21 protein-coding genes are annotated in these 19,405 nt (G+C 62.5%); 10 read left to right on the top strand and 11 right to left on the bottom strand.

The annotated features are described in order from the left end of the window. Window positions 1-20: 20 nt before the first annotated feature. A complete protein-coding gene (gene ugpQ, locus AC4BCN_RS07455; protein ID WP_490492914.1) occupies window positions 21-764 on the bottom strand; it encodes a glycerophosphodiester phosphodiesterase in 744 nt (247 codons plus the stop codon). Between the two features lie 197 nt (window positions 765-961). Here ugpQ and AC4BCN_RS07450 point away from each other — a divergent pair, with 197 nt between their 5' ends. Then, window positions 962-2,077, top strand: coding sequence for a sensor histidine kinase (locus tag AC4BCN_RS07450; RefSeq protein ID WP_338681008.1), 1,116 nt, complete (start codon window positions 962-964; stop codon window positions 2,075-2,077). Further along, complete coding sequence (locus tag AC4BCN_RS07445; RefSeq protein ID WP_338681006.1) at window positions 2,074-2,964, top strand: LytR/AlgR family response regulator transcription factor; 891 nt, start codon at window positions 2,074-2,076, stop codon at window positions 2,962-2,964. The genes AC4BCN_RS07450 and AC4BCN_RS07445 overlap by 4 nt, the downstream gene beginning before the upstream one ends. A 29-nt stretch (window positions 2,965-2,993) precedes the next feature. Here AC4BCN_RS07445 and AC4BCN_RS07440 read toward each other — a convergent pair whose 3' ends face one another. Further along, window positions 2,994-3,320 carry a hypothetical protein gene (locus AC4BCN_RS07440; protein ID WP_490492913.1) on the bottom strand — a complete coding sequence of 109 codons (327 nt, stop codon included), beginning with the start codon at window positions 3,318-3,320 and terminating at the stop codon, window positions 2,994-2,996. Window positions 3,321-3,493: 173 nt separating this feature from the next. Between AC4BCN_RS07440 and AC4BCN_RS07435 the strand changes: the two genes are divergently transcribed. Next, on the top strand, window positions 3,494-4,138 hold the full coding sequence (locus tag AC4BCN_RS07435; RefSeq protein ID WP_490492912.1) for a hypothetical protein: 645 nt from the start codon (window positions 3,494-3,496) through the stop codon (window positions 4,136-4,138). 6 nt (window positions 4,139-4,144) lie between these two features. On the opposite strand, the gene AC4BCN_RS07430 is transcribed toward AC4BCN_RS07435, so the two are convergent. Continuing rightward, window positions 4,145-5,419, bottom strand: a complete 1,275-nt coding sequence (locus AC4BCN_RS07430) for an MFS transporter (RefSeq protein WP_490492911.1) — start codon at window positions 5,417-5,419, stop codon at window positions 4,145-4,147. Window positions 5,420-5,526: 107 nt separating this feature from the next. On the opposite strand from AC4BCN_RS07430, the gene AC4BCN_RS07425 reads away from it, so the two are divergent. After that, window positions 5,527-6,429: a LysR substrate-binding domain-containing protein gene (locus tag AC4BCN_RS07425; RefSeq protein ID WP_034759912.1), complete on the top strand. Its 903-nt coding sequence runs from the start codon at window positions 5,527-5,529 to the stop codon at window positions 6,427-6,429. A gap of 169 nt (window positions 6,430-6,598) precedes the next feature. Here the strand turns inward: AC4BCN_RS07425 and AC4BCN_RS07420 are convergent, their stop codons facing one another. The 4 genes from AC4BCN_RS07420 to AC4BCN_RS07405 all read right to left on the bottom strand — a co-directional run bounded on the left by AC4BCN_RS07420 (window position 6,599) and on the right by AC4BCN_RS07405 (window position 9,168). Continuing rightward, window positions 6,599-7,471 (bottom strand): hypothetical protein, encoded by an 873-nt coding sequence (locus tag AC4BCN_RS07420; protein WP_034759925.1) that lies wholly within the window; start codon window positions 7,469-7,471, stop codon window positions 6,599-6,601. A 19-nt stretch (window positions 7,472-7,490) separates the two neighbouring features. Further along, the gene (locus tag AC4BCN_RS07415) at window positions 7,491-8,279 is read right to left on the bottom strand and encodes a hypothetical protein (protein ID WP_046685338.1); all 789 of its coding nucleotides are present in this window, start codon (window positions 8,277-8,279) and stop codon (window positions 7,491-7,493) included. Next, window positions 8,269-8,781 carry a hypothetical protein gene (locus AC4BCN_RS07410; protein WP_034759931.1) on the bottom strand — a complete coding sequence of 171 codons (513 nt, stop codon included), beginning with the start codon at window positions 8,779-8,781 and terminating at the stop codon, window positions 8,269-8,271. The genes AC4BCN_RS07415 and AC4BCN_RS07410 overlap by 11 nt, the downstream gene beginning before the upstream one ends. A 93-nt stretch (window positions 8,782-8,874) precedes the next feature. Continuing rightward, entirely contained in the window at window positions 8,875-9,168 is a 294-nt protein-coding gene (locus AC4BCN_RS07405) for a DnaJ domain-containing protein (RefSeq protein ID WP_010395442.1), read from the bottom strand. A 161-nt stretch (window positions 9,169-9,329) separates the two neighbouring features. Between AC4BCN_RS07405 and AC4BCN_RS07400 the strand changes: the two genes are divergently transcribed. The 3 genes from AC4BCN_RS07400 to AC4BCN_RS07390 all read left to right on the top strand — a co-directional run bounded on the left by AC4BCN_RS07400 (window position 9,330) and on the right by AC4BCN_RS07390 (window position 14,018). Beyond that, on the top strand, window positions 9,330-11,096 hold the full coding sequence (locus tag AC4BCN_RS07400; protein ID WP_490492910.1) for a glutamine--tRNA ligase/YqeY domain fusion protein: 1,767 nt from the start codon (window positions 9,330-9,332) through the stop codon (window positions 11,094-11,096). A gap of 199 nt (window positions 11,097-11,295) precedes the next feature. Beyond that, a complete protein-coding gene (locus AC4BCN_RS07395; protein WP_490492909.1) occupies window positions 11,296-13,143 on the top strand; it encodes a CHASE domain-containing protein in 1,848 nt (615 codons plus the stop codon). Between the two features lie 188 nt (window positions 13,144-13,331). Next, the gene (locus tag AC4BCN_RS07390; protein ID WP_128140894.1) at window positions 13,332-14,018 is read left to right on the top strand and encodes a glycine-rich domain-containing protein; all 687 of its coding nucleotides are present in this window, start codon (window positions 13,332-13,334) and stop codon (window positions 14,016-14,018) included. A gap of 87 nt (window positions 14,019-14,105) precedes the next feature. Here the strand turns inward: AC4BCN_RS07390 and AC4BCN_RS07385 are convergent, their stop codons facing one another. The 4 genes from AC4BCN_RS07385 to AC4BCN_RS07370 form a co-directional block, all read right to left on the bottom strand. Continuing rightward, a complete protein-coding gene (locus tag AC4BCN_RS07385) occupies window positions 14,106-14,345 on the bottom strand; it encodes a hypothetical protein (RefSeq protein WP_029496207.1) in 240 nt (79 codons plus the stop codon). A gap of 242 nt (window positions 14,346-14,587) precedes the next feature. Next, complete coding sequence (locus AC4BCN_RS07380) at window positions 14,588-14,857, bottom strand: hypothetical protein (protein WP_128140362.1); 270 nt, start codon at window positions 14,855-14,857, stop codon at window positions 14,588-14,590. Window positions 14,858-15,036: 179 nt separating this feature from the next. Next, complete coding sequence (locus AC4BCN_RS07375; protein ID WP_128140363.1) at window positions 15,037-15,297, bottom strand: hypothetical protein; 261 nt, start codon at window positions 15,295-15,297, stop codon at window positions 15,037-15,039. 83 nt (window positions 15,298-15,380) lie between these two features. Then, entirely contained in the window at window positions 15,381-16,298 is a 918-nt protein-coding gene (locus AC4BCN_RS07370; protein WP_490492908.1) for an SDR family oxidoreductase, read from the bottom strand. 12 nt (window positions 16,299-16,310) lie between these two features. Between AC4BCN_RS07370 and AC4BCN_RS07365 the strand changes: the two genes are divergently transcribed. The 3 genes from AC4BCN_RS07365 to AC4BCN_RS07355 all read left to right on the top strand — a co-directional run bounded on the left by AC4BCN_RS07365 (window position 16,311) and on the right by AC4BCN_RS07355 (window position 19,397). Then, a complete protein-coding gene (locus tag AC4BCN_RS07365; RefSeq protein ID WP_490492907.1) occupies window positions 16,311-17,336 on the top strand; it encodes a CDP-6-deoxy-delta-3,4-glucoseen reductase in 1,026 nt (341 codons plus the stop codon). Between the two features lie 83 nt (window positions 17,337-17,419). Further along, entirely contained in the window at window positions 17,420-18,691 is a 1,272-nt protein-coding gene (locus tag AC4BCN_RS07360) for an MFS transporter (protein ID WP_490492906.1), read from the top strand. A 40-nt stretch (window positions 18,692-18,731) separates the two neighbouring features. Further along, window positions 18,732-19,397: a DUF1345 domain-containing protein gene (locus AC4BCN_RS07355; RefSeq protein ID WP_490492905.1), complete on the top strand. Its 666-nt coding sequence runs from the start codon at window positions 18,732-18,734 to the stop codon at window positions 19,395-19,397. The last annotated feature ends 8 nt before the right edge of the window (window positions 19,398-19,405 follow it).

Raw genomic sequence — 19,405 nt, 5'->3', positions numbered from 1 at the left:
CGCTGCGCGCCTAATCCGACCTACGCCATGGATGGAATAATATCGATCCTGTCCGTGCAAAACCCATCCACGCCCCAGGCCAGCAGCTCGCTGGCCCGTTCGGGCGTGTTGACGGTGTAGCAGAACAGCCCGTATCCCGCCTCCTTGACCTCTCGCGCCAGTTCCGGCGTCAGTGGCTGGTGGTCGCAATGGATGGCCACGACGTCCAGTTCCTTTGCCTTTTTCGCCCAATCAGAAGGTATTTCTTCGACCAGCCAGCCGCGCGCCAGTTCCGGCGCCGCCTGGCGCGCCGCTTCCAGCGCGCCAATGCTGAACGACGACAGCAGCGGCAGCAATTCGCCAGCGGCGATTTCCTCTGCAAAATAGCCACGCGTGGCGCGCGCCACCACCATCCCTGTCTGGGCGTCGAAACCGGGCGCCGGCTTGATTTCGATATTCATCCAGATGTGCTGGGCCTTGCAATACGCCACCACGGCCTCGAACGTGGGCACGCCTTCGCCCGCGAATTTGGCGCCAAACCAGGCGCCCGCTTCCATCGTCCCCAGCTGCGCGGCCGTGTAATCGCTGATATGGCCGCTGCCCGCCACGGTGCGGCCCAGCTCGGGGTCGTGCACGACGACGGGCACGCCGTCGGACGCCAGCATGACGTCAAATTCCACGGCGCGGTAGCCGTAGGCCAGGCCGCAGCGCAAGGCGGCCACGGTATTTTCAGGCGCCAGGGTGCCGCCGCCGCGGTGGGCGAGGGTGCGTGGGTAAGGCCACATGGTATTCCTTTAAGGAGGTCTGTCGAGTCAAGACAGTCTTGCCATACTATCGCGTGCCAATGCTGAAAAGTAAAGCGGCCGCCGTTTGACGGCCCGCCGCAGCGATTGGCGCCCCGCCAGCCCCGTTTCGTCGCAGCCCGGTTGCGCGCTGGCCTGCGCTGGCACACAATGCCCCATCGCTACCAGCAGACACTTCCATGAAATCCGACGTCCCTTTCGCCGAAGCCCCCGCCAGGCGCCGCTTCCCCTACTACCGCATGCTGCTCGACGCGCGCTACGCGGTGGTGCTGAACGTGATCTGCGCGCTGGTCATTACGTTCATGCTCAATCCAGGCAGCCATTTTGGACAAAACCTGGTCGCCTCGATGTGCATCGGCACGATCGCCTTCCTGCTGATCGACGGCATGCGCCTGACATTATGGGGTGCAGGCCAGCGGCCCAGATTCCTGCCCTTCATGCTCATCATCCTGCTGTCCGTGCCCGTTGCGCAAATGCTGGGTTTGCTCCTGTTCGGCTGGCTGACGGGTGTGGACGTGGGCGGCTTCGAAAACCTGCTGCCCACGCAAATGATGGGCACACTCGTATTCACCCTGCTGGCCACGGGCGGCGCCGTGCTGTTTTTCTCCAGCCGAGAAAAGATTGCCCGCCTGCAAATGGCGGCTGCCGAGGAAAAAGCCCGCGCCGAATCCGTGGCGCGCCAGGCCATGCAGGCGCAACTACAATTGCTACAGGCGCAGATCGAACCGCACATGCTGTTCAACACCTTGGCCAACCTGCAGGGCCTGATCAGCTTTGACCCCGACCGCGCCCAGTTGCTGCTCGACCAGCTGATCCAGTACTTGCGCGCCACCCTCTCTTCCTCGCGCGCCGAGTCCACCACCCTGGAACAGGAGTTTTCCCTGATGCAAGCCTACCTGGGCCTGATGTCGATACGCATGGGCGCGCGCCTGCGCTTTACGCTGGACTTGCCCGCAGCCTTGCGCCAAATCAAGGTGCCGCCCATGCTGTTGCAGCCGCTGGTGGAAAACGCCATCCAGCATGGCCTGGAACCAAAGATCGAAGGCGGCCACATCCACGTGCAGGCGTCCACGGATGGCGGCGTGCTGCTGCTCACCGTCAGCGACGATGGCCTGGGCCTCGACCATCCGGGCCAGACCAAAGGCACGCAGCTGGGCGTGGCGAATATCCGCGAACGCCTGCGCGGCATGCATGGCGATACCGCCAGCCTGTCACTGGACGCCGACACGCCGGCAGGCGTCATCGCCCGCCTTCAATTACCGATTCACTCCACCACCGCGAGCCCCACGCCATGACCAGCCCCACCCCGCGCGCCCTGATCGCCGAAGACGAACCCATACTCGCCGCCGCCCTCGCACACGCCTTGCAGCGGCTGTGGCCGGAACTCGATATTGTTGCCACCTGCCCCAACGGCGTGGAAGCCTTGCGGCAAGGCCTGGCGCTGCAGCCAGACATCCTCTTTCTCGACATCAAAATGCCAGGCAAGACGGGCCTGGAAGCGGCCGAAGAACTGGCAGAGCAATGGCCGGACGGCATCGCGTTCCCCCACATCGTGTTTGTGACCGCCTACGATGAATATGCGCTGGCCGCCTTCGAGCATGCGGCCGCCGACTACGTCTTAAAACCCGTCAACGATGCGCGCCTGGGCAAGACGGTGGAACGCTTGCAGCAGCGCTTGCGCGACAGCGGCGTTGGCAAAGGTGTTGGCAACGGCAGCGGCAACGCTGCAGTAACAGCAACAGCAGCAGCCTCAGCGCCAGCGACGACCGCCACGGCAACGCGGGCAGCCCAGTCCGCCAGCGACGACAACATGGCCCGCCTGCTGAGCCAGTTGCAAGCCATGCTGCCGCCCGCGCCGCGCCTGCAGATGATACGGGCGGCCGTCGGCAACAGCGTGCGCATGATCGCCTTGGCCGACATCGTGTATTTTGAAGCGCTGGACAAATACATCAATGTCGTGTGCCAGGACAGCGAAGCGCTGATACGCACGAGCCTGAAGGAGCTGCTGCCCCAGCTGGACCCGCAACAATTCTGGCAAATCCACCGGGGCACCATCGTCAACGCCAGCGCCATCGCCACGGCCGTGCGTGACGAAGCCGGCAAGCTGTCGCTGACCCTGCGCCAGCACCCCGCGCAACTGCGCGTCAGCCCTTTATATGCGCATCTGTTCCGCCAGATGTAAGACAAGACAAGACGCGCAAGAGCCAATGCCTAGTGCATCTGGTGCTTCAAGTCAGACAACTCATCGTGCACCTTGAGCACGGCGCTCTTCATTTCCGGCGTCACGCTGGTCGCCGTGCCGCACGCCCGCTTGGCGCGGTCGCCCAGCGATTCCATCTGATCGACTGCTTGCCGGATGCGCGCATCGTCTTGCGTGTCGATGGCTTGCCGCACGGCGCTCTTTTGCTGGTCCAGCTGGTTGATACAATCCTTCAAGTCCATCGGCATGCCCTGCTGCTGGCCGCACAGGTGGGCGGCCTGGGCGGTKGGGTGTTCGAGGGGGCCAAAGCGCCGTGCCACTTCCTTAACCTGCATCATGATGTCTCCTCCCACAGTGTCTGTAGTTGGATCGTCAAGCCGGCACAGGGTTCCCCGCTGGCCGCGACAAGGTCGAAATTTCCATGCGGCACTTTTTTGTAAGCGCTTGTGACATTTTAGATAATTATCAAATCCTTCAGATACATTGGCGTACCTGAACCATCACGCCACCCATGACCTCGTTGCCGTCCCTGCCCCGCCGCGCTCCAGGCCTGCTGCTGATCGTCCTGCTGCACCTGGGCTTCGCGTATATCGTCTTGCAGTCGCGGCCCCACGCCGTCACGGACGAGAACCTGCCGCAGGGCCCGGCCATCACTTGGCTGCGCTACACCGCCCCGGCGCCGCCCAAGCCCGTACCCGCACCGTTGCCCGGCCCAAAACCAGCGGCAGCAAGAGTGCCGCGCCTGCCAATGCCAGTTCCCGTCAGCCGCCCCCTGCCCGCTCCCGCCATCGAGCAGCCGCCAACGCCAGTAACGCCGGAAGCGATCACGCTCGTCCCGCCACCGAGCGCGGCCGATATCCTGGCGCAAGCCAAGCGCGACGTGGGCAAGATCGACAAGGATTTACGCAAAGAATTCCCGCAACGGGGTGGGGAGAAATTCGACGACACGGGCTACAAGCGCATGCAGCAGGGCTTTGCCGAAGCCTACGCGGCCGTGCCGCCGAAATGGTACGAGGCGTCAAAGATCGAGGAAATCGGTGCCAATGAGGCCAGGGGCAGCCGCACGTATAAAATCACCAGCGCGCTGGGCAGCTTGTGCGTGACCACGGGCGCCGGCAAGCAGGGGGAAACGATGATCGGCATATGTCCCAAATAGCCGGACTCAGCCCGCCGCTTCGCGCGCCCCCAGCGGCTGCAAATGGCGCAGGCGCAAGGCGATCAGCACGCCGCCGCCCAGGCACAGACCCAGCATGATGACCACGCCCGTCCAGCCGTCGAAGCCCCACATCATACCCGAGGCGGAACCGATCAGGCTCGAACCCAGGTAATAGAACAACAGGTAGAAGGCCGAGGCCAGGGCCTGCGGCGCGCGGGCGCGGCGGCTGACCCAGCTGCTGGCGATCGAGTGCGAGGCGAAGAAACCGAAGGTGGCCAGCGCCATGCCGATGACGATCAGCGGCAGCGAATCGAACAGGGTCAATAAAATGCCGGACAGCATCACCGACAGCATGATCCACAGCACGCCCCGGCGCCCCAGCCGGTCCACCAGGCGGCCCGCCCAGACGGAGCTGAAGATGCCGATCAGGTACAAAAAGGCCAGCAAGCCGACCGTGCTCTGGCGCAAGCCGAATGGCGCAGCCAGCAGGCGGTAGCCGATGTAGTTATACAGACTGACGAAACAGCCCATCAGCACGAACGCGAGGCAGAACAGCCACGGCAAGCCCCGGTCGGAAAAATGCTGGCGGATGGCGTGCGGCAAGGCGTTCCAACCCTTTGTACTGGGCACGAAATTTTTCGACGCAGGCAGGCTGCGCCAGAACTCCGCCGCCGCCAGCACGCCAGCCACGCCCAGCACGCCCAAGGCCCAGCGCCACGACAGGAAATCGCTGAGCATGGAAGCGACCAGCCGTCCCGACATGCCGCCAAACGCACTGCCGGCAATATACAGTCCCATCGACAGGCCCAAGGACGGGCCCTCGATTTCCTCGCCCAGGTAAGCCATGGCCACTGCCGGCATGCCGCCCAGGGCAATGCCGAGCGCCGCGCGGATGGCCAGCAACTGTGCATAATCCTGGGCGAACGCGGACAAAATCGTGAGGATTGCGGCGGAAAACATCGACGCCACCATCAAGGGCTTGCGGCCGACACGGTCCGAGACGGCGCTGAGCAGTACCAGCGAGATGGCCAGCAAGCCGCTCGACACGGAGAGCGACCAGCTGCTTTGCGCGGGCGTCAGATGGAACTGGTGCGACAGCAGCGGAAACAGTGGCTGGATACAGTACAGCAAGCTGAAGGTGGAAAAGCCGCCAAAGAACAGGGCGCGGTTGCTGCGCTTGAATTCCGCCGTACCTTTGGCGATGGCCGTGCGGGGCGCGGGAGGGGGAACAGGAACGGCCGGGGTGGCGGCAGAGGCGTAAGCAAGCGATGAATCAGACATGGCCATGTTTCAAAGAGGAGCGAGTCTTCATCTTAGGATTGCCAACTCATATCGTCCAATATATATTCAAGGCCCAACTCATACTTTAAAACGATTACTGGACAAATATGGAACTGCGCCACCTCCGTTACTTTGTCGCCGTCGCCGAGGAATTGCACTTCACGCGCGCGGCCGAGCGCCTGCACATCGGCCAGCCGCCACTGAGCCAGCAAATCCAGGCGCTGGAAGCGGAGTTGGGGGCGCAGTTGTTCGAGCGCAACAAGCGCTCCGTGCGGCTGACGGAAGCAGGCCGTCTTTTCCTCGACGATGCGCGGCGCATCCTGGCCCTGTCGGAAGAGGCGGCCGTCACGGCGCGCCGGGCCCAGCGGGGCGAAGCAGGCGAATTGCGCATCGGCTTTACCTTTTCCACGCCGTTCACGCCCTACTTCGCCACCGTCATCAACCGCTACCGCCAGCAATTTCCGCACGTCACCTTGACCCTGCATGAAATGGCGACATTGCATCAACTCGAAGCGATCTCGGGCAGGACGATGGATCTGGGCTTCGTGCGCCCGCCGGAAACGACGTACCCATCCGATATCAAGCTGACGCAACTGCGCCAGGACCCGCTGTTCCTCGTCTTGCCCGTCGCCCACGCGCTGGCAGCCAAGGACGCGATTGCCATTGCCGATATGGCGGGCGAAGGCTTTGTCATGTACCCCAAGGATGCGGGCACGGGGATTTATCCGCAGATATTCCGCCTGTGCAAGGCGGCCGGCTTCGTGCCCCAGGTGGCGCAGGAAGCGGGCGAGGCGTCGACCATCATCGGCCTGGTGGCGGCCGGCTGCGGCATTTCCGTGCTGCCCGCATCGTTCGACCGCATCCGCATGGATGGCGTGTGCTACCGCCCGATCGCCGACCCGCAGGCGACGACCAGTTTATTGCTTGCACAACGGGAAGAAGAGACGTCGCCGCTGGTCGCGGCGTTTGTGAAACTGGCCGAGGAAGCGGCCATGGAAGAGAAAGAATAGGCCGATGAGGCCGGCGTAGGTCTGGGAAGGAAAGAATAGGCCGGATGAGGCCGGCGTAGGTCTGCGTAGGTCGGCGTAGGTCGGATTAGGCCGCAGGCCGTAATCTGACAATCGCATGCGTCAAGTCGCAGGTCGGATTAGCCCGTAGGGCGTAATCCGACACCAGCGGTCACGAATAATCCGCGTCCAGCTCCGAACCCGCATAATTTTCCAGGTCCTCGAACAGGCTTTTCATGCTGGCCCGCGTGAGGATTTTATGCACGACGGTGCAGCTGCGGCGGTACGACTCTATACGGTCGAGCAATACCGGATGGTGCTGCACGGGAACCTTGGCCACCAGGGCGGCCCAGCCTTCCTCGAAGTCGGGCTTGTTCTTGCGCACGGAACGCACGAAGCGCTCGAATTCCTTTTGACCCGTGCGCGCGATGATGCGCCCGCCGCCTTCGATGGCGAAGATGATGGCCAGGGCGATGACGCCCTCGGCATTCAAGTCGCTGTCGCTGACGGGGCCGTTGTCGTGGTGGCGGCGCAGCCAGCTTGCCAGGCGCACGACGGCTTGCACTTCCTTGCGCTGTTGTAACTGCACTGCATACTTTTCATAGCCGGCCCAGTTCTGGTTCGGGTCGGCCTGGCAAATATCGATGAACAGCTCGCGCAGGCGCCGCTGCAGATAGACGGGATCCTGGTCGTATTCGCCGACGAGGGCGTCTTCGGGCAGCTGCGACAGTTCCTTGATCAGGCGAAAGCCCACCTGGAACGCGTGCTCGGCGCCGTGCTCGACGAGGAAATCGAGCGCGGCCTGGTCGCCTTCATGCGTGACGGCCTGTTCCAGGCCCAGGGACACGCCACCCACCGTCAGGTACAGCGCTTTCTGGATGCCGTCGGCCGTGCGTTCATTCGTGAACTTCTCGGCCACCATGGCCGTGATACCCGTCAATTCGTCGGCCAGGTTCAGGGCCGCGTCCTCGCGCGGGTCGCCCGGCAACAGTTTGATGGCGCGCACGAGGCGCGGAAGATTCTCTACAACAATTGCTGGCAGCATTAGACGTTCCCTGCTTTCATTACGAGAAAATGCCCGTGCCCAAGCTGCGGCGCGTGCTGGAACGCGGCGCGCTGCGCGTGCTCGGCACTTGCTTGCGCAGGCGGTACAGCAATTCCTTGGTGCTCCGCTGCAACATGGTCGGCTCTTCGTCCGGGTCGTCCGAATATTCCGCGTCGGCCAGGTCGGCGCTGTGGCGGAAGTCGGGGAACAGTTCGAACAGCGAGCGATCCCAGCCGTCTTCATTCGCTTGCGCCAGCTCGATGGCCAGCGGCACGACGTCGTTGTCGGACGACGTCACGCCCGTCACGTACGGTCCCTTGATGACGATCTCGCCCGCCACTTCGAGGATTTCCTTCGGCGCCATCGAGAACAAAATGGCGAACGCCGTGGCGCCCCAGTCGGTGGCGGACGCTTCGAGCAGCAGCTCGCGGCGGCGCTCGGCGTCGTCGGTGGAAAACACCACGCCGTGGATGTGCGCGAACAGGGCTTCGGCGATGCGTTCCGGATCATCCTCGATCTGGTCGTCGCTCCACGTGGCGGCGATGAAGGCCAGGCTGTCGGCCCACGCTTTCGGCGGCACCAGCAGGGTTGCCAGCGACATCTTGCCGCCGTCAAAGCCGGCCAGATGCAGGGCCGTCACTTGCGGCGGGATCGCGCTCAGCACTTCCACCACGGCCAGGTCGCCATACTGATCGGCCGCGTCGGCAAACGCCTGCTCGGCGTGGCCCAGCGAACCGGACAGTACCAATTCCGTGACCTGTTTCGTCAGCGCGGGAAGATTGCTCTTTTGTTCAGTGTTATCGGCCATGGTCATCTCCATCCTGGTCAAACATCTGGGCGAAATCGTCGGTGGCTTCGTCTTCGTCGTGATCGTCGTCGCCATCGTCATTGGCAGCCAGTTGGTCGAGCGACTGGTCGTCGTCGTCCCACAGGCGCGGGTTCTTGTGCAGGAAAGCCGTGATGATGGCCTGGCGCGCCAGGTCGGGGAAGCTCTCTTCGATGGCGGCGTACATCTTGGCCGCTTCCGGCGCGGCGCACGCAGCCATGGAAAACACGCGGGCCGGGTCGCCGAACTCGTAGTCTTCGCTTTCGGCCAGCAAGCCTTTCGGGTCGCTGAAGGTGATGTGGTCGACCAGTGCGAAGGCCAGCATGTTCACGTCTTCGATGCCGCCGCCGCTCGCATATTCGCCGACCAATGCATCGACCATGCTCTTGTAGTTCTTGCGGTTCGGCGGATCGCCGAGGATGCCTTCGATCTGGCCTTCCAGCTCACGCGACTGATACGCGAATTCAGGGTGTACTCTTCTCATGCTGTGCTTTCCAATGTAATGCGCGGCGCTGATAAAAGCGCCGTTGTTGTTGTTTTCAAGTAATTTGGGCCGGCTGAAGCGGGCCGCAGCGGTTTAGTCGGCAGGTAATACTGTGCCATGTAAACGAAACACTCCGCACCACAGCGCATACGCTTCCGCTTCCGGGTCGATGATGATACGGTGGTTCACGCTCTGGTCGTATTCGGCGCGCTTGGCCGGGTCGGCCAGGATTTCATAGGCCTTGGTGACGCTCTTGAAGCGCGCCTCGGCGCCGGGGGCCTGGTTGCGGTCGGGGTGGAAGCGCATGGCCAGCGAACGGTAAACCTTCTTGATTTCATCGTCGCTGGCATTGGGAGCGACACCGAGGACGTTATATAAATTTTCCATAAAAGGCTCCGGGGTCACGTTTTTCTACTAATTAAAGGCGAATTATCCTATAGAACGGCGTCGGCGTCGCTTGCATGCTCGGATATGGGGCCAAATACGTGCTTATAAAGCGCTTGCGGTACGGTAAAATGCTCTTTACTGTCACTCTTCCGCATTGATCAATGAGCAACGATAAACCGAATACCGCCGCGCCAGCGCTGGCGCCCAATTTCTTGCGTAACATCATCGAAGCCGACCTGGCTGCCGGCGCCCACGTGCGTCCCGGCCTGCCCCAGGTGATCACGCGTTTCCCGCCGGAGCCGAACGGCTACCTGCACGTGGGCCACGCCAAGTCGATTTGCGTCAACTTCGGTCTGGCGCGCGATTACGCCGGCCAGTGCAACCTGCGCTTCGACGACACCAATCCGGCCAAGGAAGAGCAGGAATACGTCGACACCATCATGGACAGCGTGAAATGGCTGGGCTTTGACTGGGAACCGAAGCATGCCGATGGCCAGAGCCACCTGCACTACGCGAGCGACTATTTCGACCAGCTGTACGCGATGGCCGAGTACCTGATCACGGCCGGCTTTGCCTATGTGGATAGCCAGAGCGCCGAAGACATGGCCGCCAACCGCGGCAATTTCGGCCAGGCCGGCAAGAATTCGCCTTTCCGCGACCGTCCGCGCGACGAATCGCTGGCCCTGTTCCGCGCCATGAAGGCGGGCCAGTTCAAGGATGGCGAACACATCCTGCGCGCGAAGATGAGCGAAGATGCCATGAGTTCGCCGAACATGAACTTGCGCGACCCGGCCATCTACCGCATCCGCCACGCGCATCACCACCGCACGGGCGACGCCTGGTGCATCTATCCGATGTACGACTACACGCACCCGATCTCGGACGCGCTGGAAAACATCACGCATTCGATCTGCACCCTGGAATTCCAGGACCACCGCCCGTTCTACGACTGGCTGCTGGAAACGCTGTCGGCCGGCGGCTTCTTCGCCAAGCCGGTGCCGCACCAGTACGAATTCTCGCGTCTGAACCTGACCTACATCGTCACCAGCAAGCGCAAGCTGCGCCAGCTGGTGGAAGAAAAAATCGTCGATGGCTGGGACGACCCGCGCATGCCGACCCTGGTGGGCATGCGCCGCCGCGGCTACACGCCGGAAGCCATTCAGCTGATGTGCGAACGCACGGGCGTGACGAAATCGGACGGCTGGATCGACTACAGCGTGCTCGAAGGCTGTTTGCGCGAAGACCTGGACCCGAAAGCGCCGCGCTCGGTAGCCGTGCTGCGTCCTTTGAAACTGATCATCGACAATTTCCCCGAAGGCGAAAGCGTGGAATGCACGGCACCCGTGCACCCGCACTTCCCCGATCGCGGCTTGCGCACCTTCCCCATCTCGCGCGAGCTGTGGATCGAGGAAGACGACTTCATGGAAGTGCCGAACAAGGGCTATTTCCGTCTGTATCCACCGATCGACGACAAGCCGGGCAGCCGCGTGCGTTTGCGCTACGGCTACGTGATCGAGTGCACGGGCTACGACAAGGATGAGAACGGCAAGGTCATCGCCGTGCATTGCACCTACTTCCCGGACAGCAAGTCGGGAACGGAAGGCAGCGCCAATTACAAGGTCAAGGGCAATATGCACTGGGTCAGCGCACCGACGGCCATTCCCGCCGAAGTGCGCCTGTACGACCGCCTGTTCACGGACCCGCAGCCGGACGCGGGCGGCAAGGACTTCAAGCTGGCCTTGAATCCGCTGGCCAAGGAAGTGGTGCAAGCGTGGCTGGAACCGGGTGCGGAACTGGCCCAGCCGGAAGAGCGCTTCCAGTTCGAGCGCCACGGTTATTTTGCGGCCGACCGTGTCGACAGCCAGCCTGGCAAGCCCGTCTTCAACCGCATCGTCACCCTGAAAGACAGCTGGCAGCCCGCCAAATAAGGGCTGCCGGCACACAAAAAAAACCGCTGCGGCGGTTTTTTTCGTTTCAACGAGAAATATTGCTTGTTGACTATAATAACGATAATTTTGTATATTAGGCAGCTATTGAGCAATTTACAATTTTAATAGTGCTTGTACAACGCAGCCTAGCCTCCGTCGCCCAGGCGGCACCCGATTCCTCTTCCTGATGCGGATGGCGATGTCTTCTACTGCCGGCGAACACCCCTTATCTGCTGAAAAAAGGCCGCAGTGGCTGCTCGGCTTCGTGATGTCGACGATGGTGGGCCTGCTGTTCTATATGGCCGCCTCGCTGTCGATCGAAAACGATGCCAGCGAGCTATTCAACAATCTGGCCCGCAATACCCAGAAAAACATCGAATCGCGCGTCAAGTCGTATGCCAACCTGCTGCGCGGCACGGCCAGCCTGTTCCACGCCAACGAACACGTGAGCCGTGAGCAATTCCACCGCTACGTGGCGAACATCGCCCTGCAACAGAACTATCCGGGCGTGATGAACCTCAATTACAGCCAGGAACTGGACGAGACGCAGCGTGCCGCCTTCGAAGCGGCCATGCAGCGCGACTATCCGCCCGGGCGCGACGGCTATCCGGCGTTTGCCATCCATCCACCCGCCCCGCGCGCGCACTATTCCGTGCTGGTGTATATCGAACCGATTGCCAGCGCCCCTGAAAAATATGGCTATGACATCGCCTCGCGCCCCCTGATCGCCGAAATGCTGGCGCAGTCGCGCGATTCCGGCAACATCAGCAATTCCGGCGTGCCCGTGCCGATGCAAGGCCGTCCCCAATTGACGGGCATGGCCATGCGCCTGCCCGTGTACCACTTTGGCATGCCGGTCGATACGGTGGAGCAGCGGCGCGCGGCGTACCAGGGTTCCGTCGGCATCGGCTACGACCTGGTGACAATGATGCGCAGCGCGCTGGCGGACATGCCGGTGCGCAACGTCCGCCTGACCCTGTTCGATATCGGCCCGCAGGCGCGCGCACCGCTAGACTTACCGCACGACATGCGCCCCATCTTCGACAGCACGACGGCGGGCATGCATGCGCCATGGTGGTTGCCCGGCAATTCCGGCCGCTACCTGAGCAGCACGATGCTGATCGAACACAATAGCCGCGTGTGGCAAGCGCTGTTCAGCGTGCGCAAGAGCGACCTGTACACGCGCTTCGACGTCTTTTTGCCATGGCTGGCCCTGCTGATAGGCTTTGCCAGCACCATGCTGCTATACATGCTGTTCCACACTCTGGCATCGTCGCGCCGGCGCGCCATCCAGATGGCGAACGGCATGACGGAAGAATTGCGCGCCAGCCAGATCCGTCTGCAGCTGTCGCACCAGAAACTGCGCCGCCTGGCGGCCCATGCCGACCAGATCAAGGAAGAAGAGCGCAAGCGCATCGCGCGCGAAATCCATGACGACCTGGGACAGAACCTGCTGGTCTTGCGCATCGACGCCGACATGCTGGCCTCGCGCACGCATCGCCGTCACCCGCGCCTGAACGCCCGCGCCCGCTCGACCCTGGAGCAGATCGACGCCACCATCAAGAGCGTGCGGCAGATCATCAACGATTTGCGCCCTACCGTGCTGGACCTGGGCGTGAATGCGGCCGTCGAATGGCAGGTGGCGCAATTTCGCCAGCGCACGGGCATCGCTTGCGAAGTGAGCGAAAGCCATGACGACATTTGCCTCAGCGACCAGTGCGCGACGGCCCTGTTCCGCATCCTGCAAGAGTCGCTCAGCAACATTTCCCAGCATGCCCATGCCAGCCGCGTGCAAGTCAAGCTGGAAAAGTGCCGCGATACGGTATCGATGAGCATCAGCGACAACGGCGTGGGCGCCGCCATCGACGGGCGCAACAAGCTGGGCTCGTTTGGCCTCGTGGGCATCGAGGAACGCATAAAATTGCTGGGTGGCACTTTTTACATCGAAAGCAGCCCCGGCGCCGGCATGAGCGTGCACGTCAGCGTACCGCTGGGCGCGGACGCCACCGCATTTCCCTACCAGGAAGAAAGCCGGGCCAGCAACTGACGGGCGCGCGTTCGCATGGAGCAAGCTCAGCTTGCATATTTTGTAATTAGATGCAATATTGGTGTAGAACAACTCAGCGCCCGCCCGCCATGGGCCAGGCATTCCTCGACCATTTGCCAGGAGTACGATCCCACCGCTCTCCCTTGTTTCACCGTATTTCCCACAACGCTCTTTACAAAAGGACATTCATGGATACGAACGACAGTTTCAAGGCAATTGCCGATTTGGATTTGGACGCGATCAAGGTCAAGCTGATGCACCGGGAGTCAGGCGAAGGATGGAGCCTGGAAAAGGCAAATGCGGTGGAATTCGAATACCGCCGCTTTCTGATCCTGATGAAACAGTTTCCGGAAGAAGAAACAGCGCCGCTGATGGACGTCGATACCTTCTGGCACTACCACATCCTCGACACCCTGAAATATGCGGCCGACTGCGAACAGGTGTTCGGTTACTTCCTCCATCACTTCCCCTACATCGGCCTGCGCGGCGAAGACGACGAAGCGGCGCACCATCGCGTGGGCGAGCGCATGAAGCAGCTGTATGAGCAAACGTTCGGGGAAGATTATATCCGCGCGGAGACGGCGTATTCGGGGCGGGCCGTGCAGGCGGCGTATTCGGGACGGGCTGTGCAAACAGCATTTTCCAGTGCGGCGGTACAGGCAACGGCATACTCGGGCCGGGCCGTGCAAACGGCGTTTTCCAGTGCGGCCGTGCAGGCGACGGCGTATTCGGGCCGCGCGACGGGGGCAGCCAGCACCGCATTTTCCAGTGCGCCCGCCTCACTGGCCGCAGCGGTGGTCAAATCGTCTTCGACTGGCCTGGAAATGGGGCGCTTCTATGTCGATCGTCCGGTATTGAACCGCGATCCGCAATAGAAAAGCGGAAAACAGATGTGGCTGCCGCACGCGGCAAGCCTGACTTACCCAGACGGCACCTCTCAGTTTGCCGTCTGTCAGGCGCTCTTAGGCAGCCATCAACTCGCGCAGTTCACGAATGCTGAAATCGCTGATTTCATGCATGCGGATGAGGATCGTGGCGCCGATCGGCAAGGTGTTGTGACGAATCTTGCTGATAACAGGTGGCGCCACTTCCAGAGCTCGCGACAAGGCGGCATCGTTTTTCAGTTGCAGCTTGTCGATGATCGCATCGAGGACGCGATTCGGGTTGTAGGTAGGCAAAGAGGTAATTTGTTTGAGAGACATGATCAAAAATCCGTACTTGTTGTATTAGAGCAAGAAAAAACAGAATGTCTCTTCTGCACTAATTCAGGGTAAACACACTAAAAAGCGCCATCACTTATGCGGCTTTTACGCCACAAACAATATAATACACGCTATTGTTGATTTTTGCGTAACTTAGAGCAAAATTGTGATAATTGAAGAGAATTGACGCACTTGGAATGTGCTAGAGGATAACTCAAATCGGAAAAATTTGCTGCACGTCATCAATTTTTACGATGAGCAACACCGCTATGCATGAGCCAGGCTATGGCCATGAGGGTGCCCAGGCGGGCCATTTCTGCGGATAAATGCCAGCCTTGCGCGGCCACGCCGGCCGGGGTGGCAAGCGGGCAAGTGCATGGGGAATCGTCCGCGCGGCACCAGGCCAGTTGCCGGCGAATTTCATCGGGCGGTGGTGGGGGTTGCAGCGCATGTTCGCGCCGGCGCATATAAGCGCGCACTTGCTCCTTGCTGGGGTGACTCGTTGCTCGCATGGCTCGCTCCTGCTGACGGGAAACAACGTCACGCTGTGTGGAGCCCGCCACAAGAGCCCAGACGCGTGACGACATTGCTCACCATATCGCCAGCGCGCCATGGCGCGTTTGCGGTGCATCAAATGGCACGGTCCCGGTGTTGCGCCGGAACCCGTACTGCCCCACGGCCTGCTTCCGTCTTATTTCTTTTGCTGGCGCACGCGCTGTTGCTGTTTTTCCTGCGTTTGCTGGCGGTTCTGCTTGCGCTCGAACAGGGTGACCGCATCTTTCTTGGCTTGCTCGACGGTACGCATTTCTTCATGCGCATCGTGCGGGACGAAAAATTCGGCATCCTGCGCCGCCACGACCAGCTTGATGGCGGCTTCGTCGTCGAGGTCGTACAGTTCCGTCAGGACGGTGGTGACCTCGTCCAGGTATGCTTCGTAAGTGAGGGTGCTCATGCTGTCTTCCTTAAGTGAGTGGCGCAGCGCGGGAACGGCGCGCTGCGCGCCGGCCCAGCAAAGTGCGCAGATAACCGGCCATTTTACCCGATGCCGGCGCCATCGGCGGACAGCGGCCGCAAGGCATCTGCCACGCGCGCGTAGCGCAGGCGCACGCCCAGCTCGCGCTTGATGCGCGTATTGTGCAATCGGCGCGATTCGGACATGAACGACAGCAGCATCGGCGTGACCACCTGCTGCAGCGCGGCACGGGGCAGGCGCGGCGGGCGCGGCAGGCCGAACGTGTCGGCCACGGCATCGAAATACTCGGCCATTCTGAGTTCGCTGTCATCGCTGGCGTGATACACGCGTCCCGGTTTGCCGCGCCACAAGGCCCGCTCGATGATGCGCGCCAGGTCGTCGGCATGGATATGGTTGGTGTACACATCGTCATCCGCGGCCAGGGCCGGCGTGCCTTCACGCAAGCGCTTCAAGGGCAGGCGGTCGTCGGCATAGATGCCGGGCACGCGCAGGATGGCCACTGTGGCGCCGCGTCGCGCGCCCCAGCCGCGCAAGACCTGTTCGGCGTCCACCCTCCGCTTCGCGCGCGCATTCGCCGGCGCCGTCGGCCGCGTTTCATCGACCCAGGCGCCAGCGCAATCGCCATACACGCCGCTGGTGCTCACATACACCATGCGTGCATGCTCGGGTAAAATGGCGGCCAGATTGCGCGTGCGCCGGTCCAGCAAGCCCGACGACAAGGGTGGCGCCAGGTGCACGATCATCGTCGCCAGTCCCGCCAGCCGTTTCAGGCTGGCCCGGTCGTCGAGGTTGGCCACGATGGGCACGGCGCCGGCTTCCCGCAACTGCGCGCAGCGCGCCGGCTGGCTGGTGACGGCAAAGACGCGAAAGCGCGCGCGCAGCAGGGGCAGCAAGCGCATGCCGACGTCGCCGCAGCCCAGGATCAGCAGGCGCGGCAAGCCTGACGGCTTGCGCAAAGAGTGCATTAACATATTTTTCATCTCAAGGATTGTATGACTTTTCAAGTTACTGTTCAGCCCAGCGGCCACCAGTTCAGCTGCGAAGCGGACGAAACCGTGCTGGCGGCGGCGATACGCGCCGGCGTGGGCTTGCCGTATGGCTGTAAAAATGGCGCCTGCGGTTCCTGCAAGGGCAAAGTGGTTTCCGGCACCGTCCAGCACAAGGCGCACCAGCAGCGCGCCCTGACGGAAGAGGAAGCGGCAGCCGGCTTTTCCCTGTTCTGCTGCGCCATGCCACGGAGCGACCTCGTCATCGAAGCGCGCGAAGTGGCGGGCAGCAGCGACTACCCGATCAAGAAAATGCCGTCGCGCGTGACCACCATCGAAAAAGTCGCGCCCGACGTCGTCGTGCTGACCCTGCAGTTGCCGGCCAGCGAGCGCCTCAACTACCGCGCCGGACAGTATATCGAAATCCTGTTGCGCGACAACAAACGTCGCAGCTACAGCATGGCCAGCGCGCCCGCCGACGGCGGCCCCGTGACCCTGCACATCCGCCACCTGCCGGGCGGCCTGTTTACCGACCAGGTATTTGGCACCATGAAGGAGCGCGACATCCTGCGCTTCGAAGGCCCGATGGGCACCTTCTTCCTGCGCGAAGATTCCGACAAGCCCGTCGTGCTGCTGGCCTCGGGCACGGGCTTTGCACCCTTGAAAGCCATCGTCGAACACATGATCAACGAGCGCTCCACGCGCCCGATCACCCTGTACTGGGGCGGGCGCCGTCCGCACGACCTGTACATGGATGCGCTGTGCCGCCAGTGGGCCGCCGACTTGCCGCAGTTCACCTATGTGCCCGTCGTGTCGGACGCCCTGCCGGAAGACGGCTGGAGCGGCCGCACGGGCTTCGTGCACCAGGCCGTCATCGCCGACTTGCCCGACCTGTCGGGCCACCAGGTATATGCCTGCGGCGCGCCCGTGATGGTCGATTCGGCCCACCGCGACTTCGTGCAGCTGTGCCAGTTGCCAGACGACGAGTTTTACGCGGACGCCTTCACCACGGAAGCCGACCTGGCCAAGTAAGCGTCACAGTCCAGACAGCGGGGCGCGGCTGGTGCGGCGCCCGCTGCCACCACCGCTCTACCCCGCTGCTTCCTGGAAATTTCATGTCTCTCGCTTCCGCCGGCAACGGCTTCAGTATCCTGCGTCACCGCAACTTCGCCTTTTATCTTTCCGCCCGCGTGCTGGGCACGGTGGCCGTGCAGATGCAAAGCGTGGCCATCGGCTGGCAGGTGTACCAGATCACGGGCAGCCTGTTCGACCTGGGCTTGATCGGCCTGGCGCAATTCGCGCCCTTCCTCGTATTGATTTTGCCGGCAGGCCATGTGGCCGACCGCTACAACCGCCGCAACATCATCGCCTGGTGCCTGGCGGCGCAGCTCGCTTGCGCGCTGGCCCTGCTGGCGTTCACTCTGAGCGGGCTCTCCATCGTCTGGCCCGTGTTTGCCGTGCTGGTGCTGTTCGGCAGCGCGCGCGCCTTCATGATGCCGGCCACGCAAGCCGTGCTCGTCAACATGGTGCCCACGCAACACTTCAGCCGCGCCGTCGCGCTCAGCTCGTCGAGCTCGCACGTGGCCATCATCCTGGGGCCTACCCTGGGCGGCTTGCTGTATTACTTCGGCCCCAAGGTCGTGTATTTGATCTCGTCCGCGCTGCTGGTCGTGTCCGTCCTGCTGATGCGCGCCACCACGCCGGCGCCGCAAGTGGTCAAGCGCGAACCCGTCAGCTGGCATACCCTGCTCGAAGGCTTGCGCTTCGTCTGGTCGAAACCCATCGTGCTGGGCGCCATTTCGCTCGACCTGTTTGCCGTCCTGTTCGGCGGCGCCACGGCGCTGCTGCCGGCGCTCGCGCACGACGTGCTGCATATCGGCCCCAGCGGCCTGGGCTTGCTGCGTACGGCACCCGGGGCCGGCGCGGCCCTGTGCTCGATCGCGCTGGCCATCTTCCCCATCACGCGCCGCGTGGGACCGTGGATGTTCGGCGGCGTGGCCGTCTTCGGCCTGGGTACCCTGGTGTTGGGCAGCACCAGCTATTTCCCGCTGGCGCTGGTGGCGCTGTTCCTGATGGGCGCCGGCGACATGGTCAGCGTCTACATCCGCCACCTGCTGGTGCAGTTCGAGACGCCCGACGAAATCCGCGGCCGGGTCAGCGCCGTGAATGCCGTCTTCATCGGCGCCTCGAACGAGCTGGGCGAATTCGAGTCGGGCTTGACGGCCGGCTGGTTCGGCCTCGTGCGCGCCGTGCTCTTCGGCGGCGCCGCCACCCTGGCCGTGACGGGCATCTGGGCCGTGCTGTTCCCCGTGCTGTCGCGCATGGACCGCTTCCCCCACCACGAGAAGGAAGCGGCCGCCAGGACGGCTACCACGGCGGCGACATAAGGCCTAAGATGCGCTATCGCCACTGACGAACCCTGGCACCATGAAAATCACGCTTCCGTTCCACAGCTTCATCCGCAGCCGCCCCCACCTGAGCATGGCCACGGCCATCGGCGTGGCAGCCGGCCTGCTGCTGCCCGCATCGTGGCAACAGATGACGCGTTTGCTGACGGCGTGGAACGTGGCCGTCTGGTTCTACCTGGCGACGATGGCCTGGATGATGATGCGCGCCAACCACCACCGCGTGAAAATGATGGCGGCGCGCCAGGACGAGCGGGCGGCAACAGTCTTGTCGGCCCTGTCCATCGCTTCCGTGATGAGCCTGGTGGCCATCGTCTCGCAGCTGTCTTCGATGAAAGACCTGGCGCCGGACGAGCGCGCGCTGCACTACGGCTTGACGATCGCCACCCTGGTCGGTTCCTGGTTCCTCGTCGGCACCCTGTTCTGCTTCCACTATGCCCACCTGTATTACCAGGCCGACCCCGCGCTGCGCCCCCTGAAGTTTCCCGACGACGAGCAAAACCCCGATTACTGGGATTTTCTGTATTTCGCTTTCACCATCGCCGTGGCCGTGCAAACGTCGGACGTTTCCGTGCAGACGCGCATGATGCGCCAGATCGTGCTGGGGCAATCCGTGCTGAGCTTTTTCTTCAACCTGGTCGTGCTGGGGCTGTCGATCAATATCGCCGCCGGTCTGATCAATGGTTGAAATAATTT

It is taken from the genome of Janthinobacterium sp. Bl 1 (genome assembly GCF_058215535.1).
Note: the sequence above shows the minus strand (reverse complement) of the source record. Positions and strands in the feature narration are given on the sequence as shown.